This is a genomic window from Chryseobacterium sp. MEBOG07, from assembly GCF_021869745.1.
Lineage (GTDB): Bacteria > Bacteroidota > Bacteroidia > Flavobacteriales > Weeksellaceae > Chryseobacterium > Chryseobacterium viscerum.
This window is the reverse complement of record NZ_CP084579.1, coordinates 3,184,889-3,205,779: the sequence shown is the minus strand read 5'-3', so window position 1 is coordinate 3,205,779 and position 20,891 is coordinate 3,184,889. Positions and strand designations below refer to the sequence as shown.

Genomic DNA, 20,891 nt, shown 5'->3' with positions numbered 1-20,891 from the left:
AATACTTTATATCAATTTAAAAGGCATTAAAAAAATCCTTTCATCTAAATAATTACTTTAGATAAAAGGATTACTGCTAATGGTATCAATTAATTAATTTATTTTCTTGGAATTTCCGGTCTTGGCATTTTATAATAACTTCCGGACATACTTTTTAAAAATGAAACTATAGCATCTATTTCCTGCTCATTCAGATGTAAAGGCTGTATCAAATGGTCGGTAACAGGAAAATTAGGATCAGCTTTCTTTTCTTCGGGAGTAGGATTTATCATCTGCATACCGCTGTTGTATAGGCTGACAATCCCATGCATATCATCCATTAGTCCGTTATGCATCCATGGAGCCGTATAGTCCAGATCTCTCAGAGAAGGGGTTTTGAACTTTCCTGTATCATCTGAATTTTTGGTGATATGATACAGTCCAAGGTCTTCATACTCCCTTTTGTAATAGGTAAGTCCTATATTGTGAAAAGATTCGTCTGTCAGATATTTCCCATAATGACAGTTCATACACCTTGCCTTAGTACGGAATAAATGCATGCCGTAGATTTCCTTATCACTCATGGCTTTATAATCTCCTTTCATAAACTTGTCCAGTTTGCTTGGCTGGCTTCTGATCGTTCTTTGGAAAGTTGCTAACGCTCTGGCGATTTTATCAAATGTAATCTTGTCGCTCTGGTAGACTTCTTTAAAAAGCTGTCTGTATTCTTTCAATTTAGACAGTTTTCCGGCGAGTTTTTCCGGTTTCATGTTCATCTCATTGTGAGCGGAAATAGGTCCTACAAGTTGTTCCTCCAGTGTTTTGGCTCTTCCATCCCAAAAATAAGAAAGACGGTCTGCAATATTAAAAAGAGACGGTGTATTTCTTTTTCCCTGTAAATGATCCGTTCCCAATCCGACTTCCTGACCATCTCCCCAGCCTAGCTCCGGATTGTGGCAGCTGCTGCAGGATATCTGGCTGGATGAGGAGAGCTTTGGATCAAAAAACAGCTTTTTTCCCAACATTACTTCGGGAATCTCCTGCGTGTCATAATAATTGGAATCCCATTCTATAGCCTCAAATTCTTTCCAGTTGACACCCGCATCCACTGACGGTTTAGGCCAGTATTGTGATGGCTTTTTATATTGTTCCACAGCTTCTCCATAATCTATTCTGTATTTTTGAAGGGTATGCTGCATACAGAATAGTGAAATTCCTCCAAGGACTGCGACTAATTTAAGATCTGAAAATTTTATCATAATGTGTTTAAAAAATACTTCCTATACTGACTGAAAATAGGGTGTTGCTATTACTTTTAAAATTGCTGTACATCATCTTACCCCCTACAAAAGCAGTCTTGATAACAGGGAAGCTGAAATGAAAATTAATATCAAGCTTTGCCTGCCAGAAATCTGAAGACTGAAAAGCAAAATTTTCCTGAAGCATAGTATTGATGGCCGGCTTTCCGGAATTGTTGAAAAGAGCATCCTTTTGATAGACATTGGTTGCAGAAAGTCCTACGATTACAGATAATACCTGCTGCTGATTGAAAGTTTTCAGCCACTGATAATCTGCCCCATACATCATCTTGCTCAATTCTATTTTTGATGCCGGGCTGCTGTATTTTTCCTTTTCCTGAGCCCATCCAAAGAAAGGAGACAGAGATGAGGTGGCTTTTTCATTCCCCAGTTGCACAAGTCCTTTAAAAACAAGACTATTAATTATGTGGTTATATTTTTCCACACTTCCTATCTGTATGTAGTTTCTTGAATTTTCATTCAGGAAAAGGTTCTCAGTACCTTTGCGTTCCGTACTGTTTCCTTCGGCAGAAACTCCCCAGATTATTTTTCCGGAATCAAAGAATTTTCCCGCTGAAAAGGTGAACTGGCGTTCATCAATTTTGGAAGCGTTGAGATCTGCATATTCTGTCAATAGCTTATCAAGATTAAACTTTTTTAGCCCCATATTCAGGTACCAGCTTCTGTTGTCTGCTTCAAAGATCTGTAAACCTCCTCCATAAGACCAGCCTTCATAATACGCCTGGCGGAGCTTTCCGGAAAGCAGTTCATTGTAATTTCCTAGCCCGCTCATATTATAGATCATAGGATATCCCTGATTGCTCACAAAGCTCAGATAATGCTTTTGAGTATATTTTTCAGCATTCAGATAAGCTCCGATTCTGAACTTCTGAAACATCAGTTTATTGGCCCCTATGGCTAAGGAAAACTGGGCTGCTGTATTTTTAGGGCGTGGATCTACATCTCTGTAGCTTAACGTAGCCTGATAGCTTCCGGTAATCCCCAGGGTGTAGGTATTGATCTTTTTAGAATATCCTCCTGAAAAGCTATAATTTTCAAACTTCATATCACCACCTACACTATCGGCGGCTACGTAAGGATAGATACGCTCATAATCTGCATTTTCGTTCCATACCACCTGCTTATTTTTCCCCTGAGTATAGGGAGCATTGCCCCATACTGTTGTTGTATCATCGAGGTTCTGTAAGCTGCTTGCTTCCGCACCCCAAAGATTTTTCCCTTTGCCTTTTTGTTGGATCTGATTGGGAGTTTTGCTGTTTTCAGTAAATACATTGAAAGTCGTAATGCTGTATTTCCTCGCTCCCGCATGGCTGGCAGGATTGATGGTAATACTGTTTTTAATAAGCCTTTCATAACTGTACTCTTCACGTACTTTTTCTATGATGGTGTCATTGATCTGAGCCTGGAGTTTTATACCTGAAAAGGAGATCAGCAGGATGGATATGGAAAGAAAATGTTTCATTTTTTAATTAAATAAAGATGGTTTTACACCATGTTCAAAATCTGCTGTGGAGTTGTTGGTATCTTTAAGAATATTTTTACCGTCTATTGTTTTTCCTGTCACTTTTCTGCGGACAGCTTTACCAAAACGATTTTTATCTCCATCAAAAGTGGTTACTGAAGTCCATCCCATATCCAAAGAAGGGGAAGTTACCAGCCATTGGAATGAATCCTGTACACTTAGATTCACAGCATCTATTATCCATTCATTTGGGATTTTGACAGCAGTGCCGTCCATAGGATATACATCACCGCCTATAGTAAGGTTGTAGGTATAAGTATATGAATTTTGACCGATCAAAGCCTGATTCGTCATCCCTTGTGGCATACGCGCCAAAGCATAGGCATAATATCCCTGTGTATGAATCACCATTTTTTCAAAAACGTTTACCATTTTCGGAACCGCAGGATTGTCAATATCATCAGAATCTTCTTTGAAAATCTGGAAATTGGCATTGGAAAGATTAATAGACGAAGGATTAAAATCTTTATGATTAATGGCATCTTCTGCAATAATAATGGATTCTCCAGCTTTTACAGGATACATTGTTCCGTTTCCTGGAATTCTGATAATAGCACCGGCAGATAGAGTAGTTCCCATGATGTTGGGACTGTAGTCCTGTTTCTCATTGGTCATAAAACTGGATTGTATCAATAACATACCATCGGCATACAATGTCTTGTCCGTATTATTGGTGATTTTAAAATACTGATCACCGAAATACATGGCTCCCTGTGGTGTTTTGGTTCCGGTAAAGAAAACCTCTTCCAGGATAAGATCATTGCTGCTTCCTGATTTTAAGGACAAATCCAGCGTCTTGCTTGTTTCGCTTCCGTTAATGACAATTCCGTTTTGTACCCCGGCAACTTTAGCTTCTGTCGGCCCGGAATTGTCAGCATAGATGATGCTTCCTTCTGCAATGATGTTATAGGTTCCTGAAGGAAGAACAACCTGTAGAATATTGGTATTTTTAAGCTCTTGGGTAATCGTAAATCCCGAATTAAGTTCTTTGAAACTTATCATAAGATGTTTGTATTCTTTAACCTGAATATTGTCAGGAACTACTTTGAGTTCCAGTTTTAATGAAGTCTTTGCTTCCGAAGCATCATTGGAATCTGAAGAACAGGCTGTAATAGCAATTGCTGCACACAATACGAGCAGTGTTCTTAATACATGTTTTAACATAACTTTATTGAATTGAAATTGTTTATAAATTGAAATTGATTTCCATTCCGAAGTAAGGATCATAAGCTCCTTTTCTGTTGATGGTAAATCCGTTGATGTTGTAAGGGGTATAATAGCTGAATAATCGGTTCACAAACATGGAGACAACAACTGCCTTGTTTCTGAAACTTTTGGTTACTTTCAGATTGACGTTCATTTCCATAGGTCTTCTGGAGGTGTTGTATAGATCTTCATTCTGAGCGATAATAAGGCTTTCCAGAATTGTTCCTTTTACGGAATCCGGATTATAAGGAAGCACAGTACCATTCTGATCCACATAATGACTTGGGATTCCGCTCATGGGAAGAAGTTTTCTCATAGAATACCATGAAAACTGGAATGATGAAGAAAAAACAAGATCCAGACGGGGAATATAAGTATCCATCATCAGGTTGGTATTCAATACTTCATTTACAGAGTTGGGTTCCATTCCGTCATATAATCCCAGATAAGGATAAGGTCTTCCGTCGATCAACAAATCTCTTCCTCTGTATACCGGAAGGCTGTTGCCATATTTCGTTCGGAACCATGCTCCATTTACAGTAAACCTAGTGTTGATTACAGGGATTCTATTGGAGGAATATTGAAATTCCACCCCTTCTTTGTCTACTTTGCTGCCGTTTTTTTGAGTCGTATAAAGAAAGTTTTCATTCACTGTCTGATAGGGAAGTGTACTCACATCTGGCGGGGAAGTGATGGCATCATGATTCAGTCCTGAAGTATCATATTTTTTGTACTGATATAAAGCGTATTCATTCATAGAACGGAAGGCATTGCGCATATTTTCTTTGAAAACAGTAACCGATAGCTGATGTGCTCCCAGACTGAAATCTATTCTTGCTTCAAACTTTTCATTCACAGCAGGTTCTATGTCCGGATTTTGTGGGTTGTAAATCAGTATTTTATAATTGACTCTTCTATAGTTTGGATTATTATGAAAATAATTCAACTGCTGAATGTCTTTGTAAATAAGTTCCGGATACAGGAGATTAAGATCAGGGAATAAGCTCTGCTTACCATATCCTAATGTTAAAGCTATGGTTGCTTTTTTTTGCATCAAATCAAAAGAAGGGAGTTGCCATTGAAAGTTGGCTCTGGGGTCTGCATACAATTTCCCGTTCATTTTGAAATGAGAAGGCAGATTCATCATCGTATTTCCTCTTAGTCCTAATGCCAGTGTAAGCTTGTGCTTACCTGCTTGTAATGAATTGATAGACTCCAGAAACAATGCAGAAGTCATATAAGCAGGAACATCACGGTAAGCACGCGGTCTGAATGTCGCCTTGGGATCAATAGGTCTGTAGATGTCAAATAATTGTCCTTTGCCCCAGTTTTTACTCATTTGCCAGTCAAATCCGGCATTAAACTCATGCGTTATCGATTTATAATTGACCTGAAAGTTATTGATCATTTTGATAAACAAATCAAGAGGTTTTCCGTCCACGGTATAGTTTGAAATATAGCGGGGTTCCGGATAGTAGCCATCGTATTCCCCTTCAGTTGCTGATAAAGGAAAGGCAGTTGCATTTTCCAGCTGGATAAATTTAGTCTGCTTTATTTTGTCAAATCTTTGGTTAACGGTTGCCTGGATTTCGGTTGATCGATAGAACGAAGGCTCATTTTTAGTATAAGTAAACAGATTGGAAAGGCTCAAAAGATGATTGTTCACTTCATAAGAATTGAGTTCAGACAAATCGATGTCCGGATCAGATTTTGAACCGTCCAGTGAACCAGTATAGCTAAGGTTGCTCTGCCATCTAGCCGTTCCACGATCATATTTTTTTTCTTTTATAACACCCAGGTGAGCGGTTATTCTTTTATAGCTTTCAAGTCGGTCTCTTGGGTCGGATTTTGCATTCAGGTAATCTATACCTGTGTTTATTTTCAGATCTTTTTCCTTATTTTCAAAACCTTTGCTCACCGCAAAAAGTTTACTGTAGCCATCTGCTTTAAATCTTGCTTTCCATTTTGTATAGCCGGATTTATTGGTGATTTTTACAATTCCGGAAGTTAGGTTTCCATAGACTGCAGAAGGAATTCCGCGAAGGATCTCCACACTTTCAATTTGGTCTGTAGAAATACTTCGCATATCTACACCACTGGTTATATTAAGTCTTCGTTTGAGACCGTTATTCGTTTTATCTAAAAAATCATAGGTATACTGCAGATTAGAATTAGAGTTCAGAGGAGCTCCATCCAGCAGGAAAGTAGTCCCCATGGAAGAAGTATTATAATCGCTGCCGGGCCTGCCGGTTTCACGAAGACTGATTTTGTTAGCCTGATTCATAACCGGGTCTCCAGATCTCCCTCCGGGAAGAAGTTCCAAAAGATCGGAAAAGCTCGAAGGTTGTAAATGCTGCATCGCCCGCTGGCTGATCATAGAGGAGGAGGTAAGCCCTTTTCCTTCCTTGGCGGTGATAACGACTTCTTCAATAGTATTGAGTTTCTCTGAAAATGGGAAAACGAATGTTTCAGACTTTGTTACGGATATCTTGCCAGAATACCCAATAATTCCGTTTTTCCAGGCTTCTATTGTATATTTTCCCGGAATAAGGTGCGCTACTGCCATTCCATTGTCATTGGTAGACGCTGTATAGGTGTTTTCTTCAGAAAAAATCTTTATTTCAGAGCCTTTTACTGAAGTTTGATCCTTATTCTTTATTTCAAAGGTGATTGTAAACGGTAGGTTCTGTGCCTTGACTGCTGTAATTGTTGTGAGAAAAATAAGAAAACTGAAAAATCGGAGCCTCAAAGGGGATTGGGAGTCATTATGTACCATCTGGCATTATTCTTTCGGCAAAAGTAACAGGCTCAGTATAAGTTTGCTAATTTTATTTAGAATAATTTAAAATAAATGACAAGAATCATTTATGCGATTTTAAAATAATATTTATTGAAAATTAAAATTTTAGGATGTAAAATGATTAATAATAATGAATTACGTAATTCTGCTTGTCTTTCATTGAGTTTTATTTCCAATTATTTTTTGTGGAGTTATTTTATCGCTTAATTCAGGAAGATAGATTGCAACAATAAGAATGTATACAAAAAAGCACTTCATTGCTGAAGTGCCAAAATTAACTTGAAATGATATTATGAAGAGGATTAAGTTAGAGTTTTACTTTTTTATGAATGACTTTTCCGTTAGAAAGAGTGACTTGTACAAGATATACTCCCGGTTCTAAATTTCTCGATTCAAATAGGGGTTTGTTAACTTCCTGCTGAACAATCAGAGAACCGGAAATACTGTAAATGCTGATGTTTTTAATGTCATTGCCGGCTTTTGCAATAATGTGTTGTTTTTGGGTAAAGATATCTGTATTACTTTCGGAAGATGGTGTACCGCCAATTGCTTTATTGAACTGAAGATTATAATATGGAGTGACCACTTCAAAAGTGTAGTTTTTATTCTCCAGATCCTGCAGACTGATTCCTCCGGTTTCACGGTATTGTTTCTGAGAAATGCTTTTGACCAGCGTTTTACTTTCATCAAAAACATAGACAGCAGAAAGTTCATTCTGATCAACTTTTAACTGTAGAACAGATGGCGTTGCTGATTGTACGATTTCGTTTTCAGAAACCTCTTTAGGAGTGTTTTTGATGTATGGAATTATTTTATTTTCATTATTTTCTGATACTTTCAACAGGTAAACTCCATCTTTTAAAGTAGATAAGCTGCGGTCAGTTGCGGTTCTGCTCTGTGCTTTCTCTTTATTGAAATCTGTAATTTCAACCAGTTCCATAGCACCAAGATCAGGTTTTATTTGAGATGGAAGCAGAGCGGTCTTTTCATTAGTTTTGTCTGCTGACTGTTTGCCGAAAATGGATCCTGCAATTGCCCATTCATTAAGAAGCCCGCCGCTTCTCAAAGTATTGAATTTGACATTGGAAGCCAAGGTGAAAGGCAGAATTCCTCCTACATGTCCGATAGGTCCCCAGTAAAAAGAATCTAATTTGTACTTATTCAGGTCCCACCATGCATAATATCCACGCTGAACATCGATGGTTTTGGATGTGTTTTCAGGCGGAATGGCCAGATCTACAGTAGAATGCCCCAATGTCATAGGTGTTTTATTGTACCAATCGTAGACATCCTTTGGTTTCATACATTGTCTGAGTTTATTATTAGGATTGGTGGTGACATCGTTTACAAAGTTGGGTGTAAATAATTTTCGCCATATCACAGGGCCCCATAAAAGACCCCCATTATCCTGAACAACATGATAATTATATTTATCAAGATATTCTGCAGAAATAACTTCCGAAATGTTGTTATTATAGGTTTTATATCCTGTGTTGTTGCAGGTATGAAGAACGTTGGCAAGGAATGAGGTAAACGGATAAAAATCTTTTTCCAGAACTCCTTTATTTAGAGTAACTCCAGAGAAATCATAGGGACCGTCACCCATATACGCATATTTGAATTTGATATTATTGGGATTTGAAATGCTTAATCTTTTTAAAGTAGACATGGCAGCATGCGCTCCCTGGGAATATCCGGCTAGGAAGTATTCATCATAGCGTTTCACACCCAATTGTCCAAGCACTTTATTGGCAGCAGTAATAAAATCAATAGTAGCTCCTGCTTCAGTGGCATAGTCTACATAAGGATGAACTCCGTCTCCAGATCCCATTCCTACATAGTCAGGTGCCATTAAAACATAGCCATTAAGTACATAAGACAGTTCAACAACAAATCCTGCAGTTAAAGTTCCCTTGAAATTAGACGGAACATTGTTTCTGCTGTCTGTTGTTCCATGATCTGATACAACTGTTGATAATTTAAATCCTACATTAGGGTACATCAGCAGTCCGGTGGCTTTTACAAGAACATTCTTTTCATTTTTGGTGTAATAAGTAATCTTGTAACCTTTTAAACCAACATTAAAACCGTTGAGGTAATTGGCAAATTCCGGGGCGTTCTGCTCACCCAGATTATTGGCGATAAAATTGATGACTCCCTGTGGTGTTAAATCCAGTTTCTGTTCAGCGCTTACCAGATCTCCTGCTTGCTGTGCAAAGTAGAATGGAGCGGTAAGACCCATTAAAAAAGTCGTAATTTTTTTCATATTGATGATTTTTTGTGTTCATTAAGGTAATAACTTTAACAAATAGACAAAAATATTATAGCATCAATAATTATTCATTGAATATCAATTCTCTGTAAAGTGAGTAAAATAAAAGAGTCTGGCCGAAGGCCAGACTCTTTTATTTATATTTTTTGTCTTTCTTTAGAAAGCGTTGATTCCTGTAATATCTAATCCGGTGATCAGCAAGTGAACATCATGCGTTCCTTCGTAAGTGATCACAGATTCTAAGTTAGCAGCGTGTCTCATCATTGGGAATTCACCCATGATTCCCATACCACCAAGGATCTGTCTGGATTCTCTGGCAATTTCAATCGCCATATTTACGTTGTTACGTTTAGCCATAGAGATCTGAGCCGGAGTTGCTTTGTGAGCATTTTTAAGGTTTCCTAACTGAAGACATAACAACTGTGCTTTTGTAATCTCTGTTAAGAATTCAGCCAATTTTTTCTGCTGAAGCTGGTAAGAAGCGATTGGTTTTCCAAACTGATTTCTTTCCTTAGAATACTGAACAGCAGTACAGTGGCAGTCAATAGCAGCACCGATTACTCCCCATGAAATTCCATATCTAGCAGAGTTCAGACAAGATAGAGGTCCTTTTAGTCCTGTTACACCAGGAAGAAGGTTCTCTTTTGGAACTTTTACGTTATTGAATACCAATTCTCCGGTTTTAGAAGCTCTTAAGCTCCATTTATTATGAGTTTCAGGAGTCGTGAATCCTTCCATTCCTCTCTCAACGATCAATCCCTGTACTTTCCCTTCCTCATTTTTTGCCCATACCACAGCGATATCGCATAGAGGAGAGTTGGTGATCCACATTTTAGCCCCATTCAAAAGATAATGATCTCCCATATCTTTAAAATAAGTTTCCATAGAACTTGGGTCTGAACCGTGGTTAGGTTCTGTCAATCCAAAAGATCCGATCATTTCTCCGGCAGCAAGCTTAGGAAGATATTTCATTTTCTGTTCCTCAGAACCGAATTCATTGATAGGAAACATCACCAAAGAGCTCTGAACCGAAGCAGCAGAACGTACTGCGGAATCTCCTCTTTCCAATTCCTGCATAATCAGACCATAAGAAATCTGGTCTAATCCTGAACCGCCATACTCAACCGGGATATAAGGTCCTAATGCCCCGATTTTCCCCAATTCTCTCATAAGATTAGGAATATCTGTATGATTTTGAGCGGCCTGATCAATCTGCGGCATTACAAAACTCTCTACCCAGTCTCTTACAGATTGGCGGATTAGTTTGTGTTCTTCAGTAAGTAAAGCATCAATTCCATAATAATCAGGGATGCTTGTAAGAGGATAATATGACATGATTTTTTGATTTGGTTAAAAGTAGCATTTTTCGTGGTGTCTGAGAAATTTTTTTGAAAACTTATCTTGAGATTGGTTTTCAGACAGATAATGCCCTTTTTATTTGTTTATAGGATAAATTCTACATTTTAGACCTCCTCATCATTAGAGATAGGATACTGATTGGTAGAATTATGAACTTCAGTTTTAAATTTATACAGATAAGGTGCTTTATTGGCTGAACCGTCATACAGTTTTTCCATTCTGTCAAGGATATTTAAGCTTAAAATTTTACGCTGAAAATTATTTCTTCTGAATTTCTGTCCCAAAATAGTTTCATAAAGAGACTGAAGATCTTTCATCGTAAATTTCTCAGGAAGCAGATTACTGGCTGCCACTTCCGTATTAATATTCATTCTAAGATATTCTAATCCAGTTTCTATGATTCGGTCATGGTCAAAAGCCATCTTGGGTAAGTTGTCGACCTCAAACCATTCACAGCTTTCATTGAAAGCGTCAGGAAAAGTATTCGTCAATGAAAAGTCGATAAGACTGCAATATCCTACGGTAACAAATCGTTGAAAAATCCAGTGGTCTCCAGGAACTTCTATTCCTTTATTTTTAAGAAGAATCTGGTGAACATTATTTTCTGTACGGTCTATTCTTCCAAAAGTATGAAACTGCTTCAAAAATAAACCTTTAAGATGTGTTCTCTCATGCAAAACCCTTTCAGCGGCCTCCCTTAAATCTTCATCATTGAAAACAAAACCACCTGGAAGTGACCACAAATCAAGATCATGGTACTTTAAAAGAAGAACTTTCAAAATGTTATTATGAAAGCCGAATATAGTGCAGTCAACAGATATATGGGCTACAAAATCTTTTGTATCGATAAGTTCCCGAAGTGTTTCTTTACTTTTTGTGTCTTTGATTTTCATGGCAGTAAAAATAAAACTATTTTCTTTTTGAAACATTAAAAAATACAAAACTAATCCCAAAAAGAAGAATTACAGAAAATAAAATATATAAAGGATAGAAATTTAATAGTTGTTTTTCAAATAATATTGCCATAATAATAGAGCTGACAGAGCTGCCCAGAGAGGAGAAAATGACAATAAGAGAAGTAAAAAGATTAACCTTTTCTTTATCAACCTGTGCGATCATCTTCGAGTTGATGACAGGATAGAGGGGAGATAAAAAGAAACCTATTACCGGAAATAAGAAAAGAATCAATCTTGAATTTACAGATTCAAAATATTGTATTCCTAGAATAATTAACAGCAATACAATAATGAAAGCCATGCAGGAAATATAATAACTCGGTAATGAAAACCTTCGGATGATATTAGCTGTTATCGTTCTTCCTGCATACGAAAACACGGCAAGGAAAGAGGTGGCTTGAAGGGCAAAGAATGAATTGACTTTCAGGTGGTTTTTATAAAAAGACGGAAGCCATGAATTGAATCCCTGTTCTACAAAAACAATAGAAAAAACAACTCCCAGAAATAAAATTACTGTAGGGGTCATAAATCCTGATAGTTCAGAGAAGATATTCTTATTTTCCAGAGGTTTAGATTCTGATATTTCAGTCTTTGAAATCAAAAATATAGTGATTGCAGCTAAGAAAGCGATGATTAAAAAACAAAATTTCCAATATTCAGAATAAGAACTGGATATCACCCATCCAAAAAAGGTATTGACGACAAAAATTCCGATCATAAAAGAAGCTTCCACATTATTCATCGTTTTTGCCAGTGACTTTTCATCCGAAATATTGTTTCTGATAATCCCGAATACACAGATCTTGCCAATAGCAAAACACGCTCCGATGATGGCAAACCACAGCTTAAAAAACCAGAAAACCTCTATAAACGGAAGAAGGCAAGAGCAAAAACCTACAATCACCAAAGCCGAAATCAATGCTTTCTTCGTTCCTGTTTTGTTAATAAAGCTTACTGCAAAAAGAGAAATAAAAGCAATAGGCAAGTCTTTAAAAGATTCTAAAAGTCCCAGTTCTCCATAGGTTACTTTTTCTTCAGACAACTGCAAAATGATAAGTCCCATACAGTTCAAAACCATTGAAAAAATAAGAAAGGAAAGTTTTAAAGGAAGAGAAATTTTAGAAAGCTTGATGACCATTTTGGGAGACTTCTTTATTGTTTTTTTTTGAAATTTTATGAAATATTGATGCGAAGATAGGGCTTCTAACCCTGAAAAATAAAAGAAAAATTAAAATATTTGTGAATAGAATGTTAATTAATTGAAAAAAAATATATTTTTATTGTCTCAATTTGAGAATTAAACAATAACTGTATATGAGTGTAATATTATCAAGAGGTCTTGGAGTCATTGCTGTGCTGTATTTTACAGCAAATTTCAATGCGCAGACTACCGTAAAGGACACTGTCCCAAAAGAAAATAAAATAGACGAGGTCGTAATGATTGGTTACGGCAGTCAGAAAAAAAGTAATGTGACTGGAGCAATATCAAGTATTAAAGCTTCAGATATTGACAACTCTCCAACAGCAGGAAGGCCAGAACAGGTACTTCAAGGAAGGGCTGCCGGTGTTTCCGTCATATCAAATTCAGGACAGCCGGGAACCGCTGCTACGGTCCGCGTTCGTGGTATTACCAGTTTCGGAGCAGGAAGTAATGATCCTTTATGGGTGGTAGACGGAATTGTAGTGGATAATATTGGCTGGTTGAATCAGTCTGATATTGAAGGAATGGAAATTCTTAAAGATGGAGCTTCTGCCGCCATTTATGGAGTATCTGCTGCAAAAGGAGTTATTTTGATCACAACAAAGAAAGGTGCAAAAGGGAAAATGAATCTTTCCTATAATGGCTTCTTTGGCGTTGGAAATGCTTCTAAAAAGCTCGACCTGTTAAATGGATCACAATATGCCGCCATCATGAACGAGTCTTACATCAACGATGGGCTGAAGCCTGTGTTGGGAGATCCTTCATCATACGGAGTGGGAACAGATTGGCAAAAACAGATCTTTAACAGTGCACAGCGTCAGTCTCATGAATTTAGTATTAGTGGAGGAAATGATAAATCTACTTTTTATTCATCTTTTGGGTATTATGATCAGCAAGGTATTGTACTGAGAGATATCTCAAACTATAAAAGAGTGAATGCCAGATTAAATTCAACTCACAAAGTATTCGACTTTTTGACAATAGGCCAAACTTTTGCGTATACTCATACAAGATCTCAGGGAGTTACTGATAATGGTGAATTTGGAGGACCTTTAAGTTCAGCAATTAACTTGGATCCATTGACTCCTGTCATTGTAAAAAATGGGATTAATAATGAGCCTAACTTTAGTGACTATGTTAATAATCCAAATTATGTAAGAGATCCTAATGGAAATGCATATGGAATCTCACAGTATGTAAGTAAAGAGATGACCAATCCGCTGGCTTTCAGACAAACTCAGTTAGGAAGATACAAATGGTCTGATGATATTATAGCCAATGTATTTGCTGAACTAAAGCTTAATAAACATATCACCTTTAAATCAAGCATGAATGGGAAGCTTTCTTATTGGGGAGAGCAGATCTTTACACCAACTAATTACCTGAGTACAGCTAATAAAAATGACTTCAACAGTCTATTCAGACAAACTGATAAAAAATTTGAGTGGAGTACTGAAAATACACTGACCTATCAAAATAAGTTTGGATTGCATAGTTTAAATGTATTACTCGGACAAGGTTACTATGAATACAATATCTCTTCAGGACAAAATACAAGATTTACCAATCTTCCGGTAAATAATTGGGAAGATGCATCTTTCAATTTTGATATCTCTCCGGAAAATAAAACAGGGAATGCCTGGGATGGGAAGCAGACACACAAAGCTTCTTATTTTGCCAGAGTGGTTTATGATTATGATAACAGATACCTTTTTACAGGAACAATCCGTAGAGATGGATCTTCAAAATTCGGAAGCAATAATCACTGGGGGAACTTCCCGGCAATGTCTTTAGGCTGGAATGTGTCTAACGAAAGCTTTTGGCCTGAAAATAAAGTGATCACCAATTTTAAGCTGAGAGGAGGATATGGGGTATTGGGTAATGATGCGATTGATGACTTCCAGTTTGCCAATTTCTTAATAGCGGGAAGTAATTATACTTTCGGAGATAATATTATCCGTGTCGGATATGCACCAAGTACCCTGGAAAATCCCAACTTGAAATGGGAAAGAACATCACAGTTCAATATTGCAACAGATCTTAAGATTTTCAAAAATTTTGATCTAAGTGTTGATGTTTACAGAAAGAAAAGTACCGATATTTTAAGAAGAGTTGAGCTTCCTGGCTATTTAGGATTAATTAATAATCCATATAGAAATATTGGGGATATGAACAACGACGGAGTTGAAGTAAGCTTAGGTTACAAAAAGAAATGGGCAGACTTTGGTTTTTCTGTCAACGGTAATCTTGCTTATTTGAAAAATGAAATTACAAGACTTGAAGATAACAGACCTTATGTCAACTTTGCTTCTTTCCAAACGCTGGGCGCTGTTTCCAGATTACAGGTTGGTGAGTCCTACGGTTCTTTCTATGGGTATAAAAATCTGGGCGTTTTCCAAAATCAGGCGGAAATTGATGCCTATAAAAATACGAATGGAGGATTAATTCAGCCTAATGCAAAACCTGGAGATTTCAAAAGACTAGATGCAAACGGAGATGGAGTGATTGATGAGAAAGATTATATCAATCTGGGTAATTCGGTACCAAAATATACGTTTGGACTTACGATCAATATGAATTATAAGAATTTCGACCTGATGATTTTCGCTCAGGGGCAGGCTGGTAATAAAATTTTCCAGGGTCTGAGAAGACTTGATATTCAGGAAGCCAATTACCAAACAGCTATTTTGGACCGTTGGACGGGTGAAGGAACCTCCAATATAATAGCGAGAGTTACAAGAAATGATGATAATCAAAACTATACCAGAATGTCTGATTATTATCTTCAGAAAGGAGATTACTTACGTCTTAAATTGGTTCAGATAGGCTATACTTTATCTAAAGATGCGGCACAATCTATCGGAGCTTCAAAAATCAGATTCTATGTGACAGGAGAAAATCTTGCAACTTTTACCAAATATACAGGTTATGATCCTGAAATTGCAGGAGCAGATACATTTGGTATAGACAGGGCTTTCTATCCACAAGCGAGAACTTTCCTTTTCGGAGCTAATGTTCAATTTTAATAATTAAAAAATGAAAAATAAAAGATTTATCTATAGAAGTCTATCTGTTTTATTTCTAACAGGTATTAGTTTTGGAGCAGTATCTTGTGACAGAGGAAATTTAGAAGATGTAAAAAATACAGGTACTTTTGATTCAAACAACTATTTTAAAAATGAAGAACAGTCATTCACCGGTTTGGTAGCTACCTATGATATGCTGAGAAAATACTCTGGTGGATTTGAAAACATGGTGACATTCTTCAATGGAGCCTCTGATGATTTCTACTCAGGAGGAGGGAATTCTTCAGATGGAGCGGGAATTCAAGGGTTCTCAAATTATTCTATCAATCCAATTATCATGCCTCCCAGCTATTGGAAAGACTATTATCAAGGGATTGCAAAGGCTAATCTTTTGTTAGATAGAATTCCGGGTGCCAGCATGAATGAGCAGACAAAAAAGAGATTTGTTGCAGAAGCCAAAGTACTGAGATCATTATACTATTTTGAACTCTTAAGAATGTTCAAAAATATTCCCCTTATTCTGAAACCAGTTTTGGCTACAGATGATTATTATAATATTCCACAGGAAGATCCGGCGAAAGTATATGCTCAAATAGAATCTGATATTGTTTCTGCAATACCAGACCTTATGATGGTTCCATCCGGGGCAGGTGAAAAAGGCAGAATCACACAAGGTACAGCCCGTGCTATTTTGGGTAAAATTTATTTATATGATAAAAAGAATACTGAAGCAGCGGCCCAGTTTGCGGAGGTAAATGGTACTCCTGGGGGAACCAGCCAATATGGATATAAACTTATTGCTAATTATGCAGATTTGTGGAAGGTAGATAATAAGTTTACCACAGAATCTGTTCTTGAAGTGATGCATACCAACGTAAGTAATGCCGATTGGCCGTTCTGGGGCTCCGGAAAGGATGAAGGGAACTCTATAAATGTAATGCTAGGTATCAAGTCTTACGGGCGTGTTGCCAATGTTCCGAATAATGATGCTCCGGATCTTTATGCAAGCTGGGGATTCAATCCTGTTACAGATGACCTATTTAATTTCATGCAGGGAGATCCCCGTTTGGATGCTACTATTTTCAATGGTAAAAAATTCAAAGACGAAGGTAAAATTACCTACTCACCTGGATATAGAGACACAGGATATTTCCTGAATAAATACTTACCGAGAAATGCAGACAAATCTACTTTGCCAGGACCTACAGAACTGAATTTCCGTCAGAATTATATTGCGATAAGATTAGCAGATACTTACCTGATGGAAGCTGAAGCTTTAGGAGGTTCAGGAGGAAGAGCTCAGGCATTATTAGATGCGGTGAGAACAAGAGTCGGTTTGGCATCAGTTCCAGTTTCTTTGCAGGCTATTAAAGACGAGAGAAGACGAGAGCTTGCAGGAGAGGGCCACAGATGGTTTGATCTGGTTCGTTGGGGAGATGCACCGTCAAAACTGGGAACAAGAGGATTTAAAGCAGGGAAAAGTGAAATTCTGCCTATTCCTTTTAATGAGTTGGCAAATACTGCTTTAAAACAAAACCCAGGATACTAAAACATGAAGTTTCACAACTTATATAGTTTCTTTAGAGGTGCCGCACTACTTAGTGGTGTGGCCCTTTTTCCTTTATCATGTACATCACTTGCTAACAATAAAGGAAACGAAGTGCAGTATTGGCTTACAAAAGGCGATGAAACCGTAAAATTACAGCTGCAGACTCCCGTTAAATTTGTAAATAACTCCAACAGCTTTCAGAATATTGAAATTGATGATTCTCAAAAGTTTCAATATGTTGATGGTTTTGGATATACATTGACAGGAGGAAGTGTTGAGGTAATCAACCGATTGTCTCCTTCCAAAAGAAAAGCATTGCTTAACGAACTTTTTGGAAACGATAAAAATTCAATCTCCATTAGTTACTTAAGATTAAGTATAGGAGCATCCGATCTTGATGGTGAAGTATTTTCATATGACGATCTGCCTGCAGGGCAAACCGATGCTTCTCTTTCAAAATTCAGTCTGGCAAAAGATAAAGTACTTATTGCCATGTTGAAAGAGATTTTAGCAATCAATCCAAAAATAAAAATCATTGCAGCACCGTGGTCTCCTCCTGTCTGGATGAAAGACAACTGGAAATCAAAAGGAGGAAGCTTGAAACCTGAATTCTATGGAGCCTATGCTCAATATTTTGTAAAATACATCCAGGGGATGAAAAAAGAAGGCATTACGATTGATGCCATAACTCCTCAGAATGAACCTTTGCATCCTGGAAATAATCCAAGTTTGTATATGCCATCAGAACAGCAGGGGGATTTTATAAAGAACCATTTAGGACCTGTTTTTAAAGCCAACGGAATCTCTACCAAAATTGTTGTTTATGATCACAATTGCAACAAACCTGAATACGCTATTGATATTTTAAAAGATTCTAAAGCTAATCAGTATATAGATGGATCTGCTTTTCATTTGTATGAAGGAGATATCTCTGCATTAAGCACTGTGCATGATGCTTTTCCTGATAAAAACTTATACTTTACCGAACAGTGGACAGGCTCAAAAGGAACTTTTACTGAAGACCTAAACTGGCATACCAAAAATGTAATTATTGGTTCTATGAGAAACTGGAGCAAAATTGCTTTGGAATGGAATCTTGCAAACGATCCGAAATATGCCCCGCATACAGACGGTGGATGTACAGAGTGTAAAGGAGCTATTACGATTTCTGATAGTGAAAACTTTACCAGAAATGTTGCCTATTATATTATTGCCCACGCTTCAAAATTTGTTCCTGCAGGCTCTCAGCGTATTGCTTCCACGCAGACTGATAAACTTTCAACAGCAGCTTTTATGACTCAATCTGGGAAAATAGTTTTAATTGTGCAGAACGATAATCAGGAAGATGAAAATTTTAATATTAAATTTGCCGGGAAAACTGCTGCTGTAGCAATCTCGGGACGTTCTACGGCAACCTATATTTTTTAATTCGATACAATGAAAAGAGCATATTTTTTACTGGCACTTTCCACATTAGGAATGAATGTTTACGGACAGAAGACCATTGATCAGAAGGTAGCAGAGCTGCTTTCTAAAATGACTTTAGAGGAAAAAGTAGGGCAAATGGTCCAGTACAGCGGGTTTGAATATGCTACTGGACCCCAGCAGTCTAATTCAGCAGCAGTTTTGGAAGAAATTAAAAAAGGGAAAGTAGGTTCTATGCTGAATGTAGCGGGCTCTGAAGAAACCAAAGCATTTCAGAAACTGGCCATGCAGTCAAGGCTGAAAATTCCTTTACTGTTCGGACAGGATGTTATCCATGGATACCGTACTACATTTCCTGTGAATCTGGGACAGGCAGCAAGCTGGGATCTGGGAATGATCGAAAAATCAGAAAGAATTGCTGCAACGGAAGCTTCGGCTTATGGTATTCACTGGACTTTCGCTCCAATGGTAGATATTGCCAGAGATCCGAGATGGGGAAGAGTAATGGAAGGTTCCGGGGAAGATACCTATCTGGGAACAAAAATAGGATTGGCAAGGATCAAAGGGTTCCAGGGCAGAGGGTTAGGAAGTCTTGATGCTGTGATGGCATGTGCAAAACACTTTGCTGCATATGGTGCAGCTGTTGGTGGGAGAGATTACAATTCTGTGGATATGAGTCTCAGACAACTGAATGAAACTTATCTTCCACCATTCAAAGCTGCTGCAGAAGCAGGAGTAGCTACTTTTATGAATTCCTTCAACGATATCAATGGAATTCCGGCGACCGCTAATCAATATATTCAGAGAAATCTTTTAAAAGGAAAATGGAATTATAAAGGTTTTGTGGTTTCAGACTGGGGGAGTATCGGAGAAATGATTCCTCATGGCTATGCTAAAGATGCCGGTGAAGCCGCTGAGAAGGCAATCCAGGGCGGAAGTGATATGGATATGGAAAGCCGTGTTTACATGGCGGAACTTCCAAAGCTGGTGAAAGAAGGAAAGGTAGATCCAAAACTGGTAGATGATGCAACTGCAAGAATTTTAACCAAAAAATTCGAAATGGGGCTTTTCGACGATCCTTACAGATTCAGCAGTGAAAAAAGGCAGAAAGAACAGACCGATAATCAGGAGAATAGAAAATTCGGAAGAGAATTTGGATCAAAAAGTATCGTCCTTCTTAAAAACCAGAGAAATATTCTTCCACTTTCAAAAACTACAAAAACTGTTGCGTTGATTGGTCCTTTTGGAAAAGAAACGGTGGCAAATCACGGTTTCTGGTCTATCGCTTTCAAAGATGATAACCAAAGAATTGTTTCGCAGTTTGACGGAATTAAAAATCAACTGGATAAAAATTCCACTTTATTATATGCAAAAGGCTGTAATGTTGATGATCAGGACAAAACTCAATTTGCAGAAGCGATAGAAACGGCAAAAAAAGCAGATGTTGTCATTATGACATTAGGAGAAGGCCATGCGATGAGTGGTGAAGCGAAAAGCAGAAGCAATATCGGGTTTACAGGAGTACAGGAAGAACTATTGAAAGAAATTGCCAAGACTGGTAAGCCAATCATTCTGATGATCAATGCAGGAAGACCTTTGATCTTCAACTGGGCAGCAGATCATATCCCTGCAATTGCATATACATGGTGGTTGGGAACTGAAGCAGGAAACTCCATTGCAGATGTTTTGTTTGGGACTGTGAACCCCGGAGGGAAACTTCCGATGAGTTTTCCGAGAACAGAAGGGCAGATTCCTGTGTACTACAATCATTATAATACAGGAAGACCGGCAAAAAATAATACAGACAGAAACTATGTTTCAGCCTATATAGATCTTGATAACGATCCGAAATATCCGTTTGGATACGGATTAAGCTATACCGATTTTAAATATTCTGATATGGTTTTAAATTCGGCAAGCCTTACAGGAAACCAGACTTTGAATATCAGCGTTACCGTTTCCAACACAGGGAAATATGATGGTGAAGAAGTGGTACAGCTTTATATCAGGGATCTTTTCGGAAAAGTAGTACGACCTGTAAAGGAATTGAAAGGTTTCCAGAAAATACTCATCAAAAAAGGAGAAAGTAAAAAAGTAGAGTTTAAACTGACACCGGAAGATCTGAAATTTTTTGATGACAATTTGAACTTTGACTGGGAAAGCGGAGAATTCGATATTATGATCGGAACCGATTCTCAGCATGTACAAACCAAAAGAATTAATTGGGTGAAATAAGCTCCATTCAATAGGAAAGGGTTTAGCCAAAACTTAATACAC

Annotated in this window: 12 protein-coding genes; 4 read left to right on the top strand and 8 right to left on the bottom strand. The window is 37.6% G+C overall.

Translation table 11 applies throughout. The features are described 5' to 3' along the window. Positions 1 to 98 precede the first annotated feature (98 nt). The 8 genes from LF886_RS14775 to LF886_RS14740 form a co-directional block, all read right to left on the bottom strand. Positions 99 to 1,178: a cytochrome-c peroxidase gene (locus tag LF886_RS14775; RefSeq protein ID WP_236854319.1), complete on the bottom strand. Its 1,080-nt coding sequence runs from the start codon at positions 1,176 to 1,178 to the stop codon at positions 99 to 101. A gap of 67 nt (positions 1,179 to 1,245) precedes the next feature. Then, positions 1,246 to 2,760 (bottom strand): DUF6850 family outer membrane beta-barrel protein, encoded by a 1,515-nt coding sequence (locus tag LF886_RS14770; protein WP_236850242.1) that lies wholly within the window; start codon positions 2,758 to 2,760, stop codon positions 1,246 to 1,248. Between the two features lie 3 nt (positions 2,761 to 2,763). Next, on the bottom strand, positions 2,764 to 3,984 hold the full coding sequence (locus tag LF886_RS14765) for a DUF4876 domain-containing protein (RefSeq protein WP_236850241.1): 1,221 nt from the start codon (positions 3,982 to 3,984) through the stop codon (positions 2,764 to 2,766). Between the two features lie 22 nt (positions 3,985 to 4,006). Next, complete coding sequence (locus LF886_RS14760; protein ID WP_236850240.1) at positions 4,007 to 6,802, bottom strand: TonB-dependent receptor plug domain-containing protein; 2,796 nt, start codon at positions 6,800 to 6,802, stop codon at positions 4,007 to 4,009. A 331-nt stretch (positions 6,803 to 7,133) separates the two neighbouring features. Next, positions 7,134 to 9,092 carry a T9SS type A sorting domain-containing protein gene (locus LF886_RS14755; protein ID WP_236850239.1) on the bottom strand — a complete coding sequence of 653 codons (1,959 nt, stop codon included), beginning with the start codon at positions 9,090 to 9,092 and terminating at the stop codon, positions 7,134 to 7,136. Positions 9,093 to 9,254: 162 nt separating this feature from the next. Beyond that, positions 9,255 to 10,433, bottom strand: coding sequence for an acyl-CoA dehydrogenase family protein (locus LF886_RS14750; RefSeq protein ID WP_124531068.1), 1,179 nt, complete (start codon positions 10,431 to 10,433; stop codon positions 9,255 to 9,257). A gap of 128 nt (positions 10,434 to 10,561) precedes the next feature. Beyond that, positions 10,562 to 11,350 carry an NUDIX hydrolase gene (locus tag LF886_RS14745; protein WP_236850238.1) on the bottom strand — a complete coding sequence of 263 codons (789 nt, stop codon included), beginning with the start codon at positions 11,348 to 11,350 and terminating at the stop codon, positions 10,562 to 10,564. A gap of 16 nt (positions 11,351 to 11,366) precedes the next feature. Continuing rightward, positions 11,367 to 12,476 carry an MFS transporter gene (locus LF886_RS14740; protein WP_236850237.1) on the bottom strand — a complete coding sequence of 370 codons (1,110 nt, stop codon included), beginning with the start codon at positions 12,474 to 12,476 and terminating at the stop codon, positions 11,367 to 11,369. Positions 12,477 to 12,727: 251 nt separating this feature from the next. Between LF886_RS14740 and LF886_RS14735 the strand changes: the two genes are divergently transcribed. The 4 genes from LF886_RS14735 to LF886_RS14720 are packed head-to-tail and all read left to right on the top strand — an operon-like array spanning position 12,728 to position 20,849. Next, positions 12,728 to 15,640 (top strand): SusC/RagA family TonB-linked outer membrane protein, encoded by a 2,913-nt coding sequence (locus LF886_RS14735; protein ID WP_236850236.1) that lies wholly within the window; start codon positions 12,728 to 12,730, stop codon positions 15,638 to 15,640. A 10-nt stretch (positions 15,641 to 15,650) separates the two neighbouring features. After that, the gene (locus LF886_RS14730) at positions 15,651 to 17,189 is read left to right on the top strand and encodes a RagB/SusD family nutrient uptake outer membrane protein (protein ID WP_236850235.1); all 1,539 of its coding nucleotides are present in this window, start codon (positions 15,651 to 15,653) and stop codon (positions 17,187 to 17,189) included. 3 nt (positions 17,190 to 17,192) lie between these two features. After that, positions 17,193 to 18,617: a glycoside hydrolase family 30 protein gene (locus LF886_RS14725; protein ID WP_236850234.1), complete on the top strand. Its 1,425-nt coding sequence runs from the start codon at positions 17,193 to 17,195 to the stop codon at positions 18,615 to 18,617. Between the two features lie 9 nt (positions 18,618 to 18,626). Further along, positions 18,627 to 20,849 carry a glycoside hydrolase family 3 N-terminal domain-containing protein gene (locus tag LF886_RS14720; protein ID WP_236850233.1) on the top strand — a complete coding sequence of 741 codons (2,223 nt, stop codon included), beginning with the start codon at positions 18,627 to 18,629 and terminating at the stop codon, positions 20,847 to 20,849. Positions 20,850 to 20,891 lie beyond the last annotated feature (42 nt).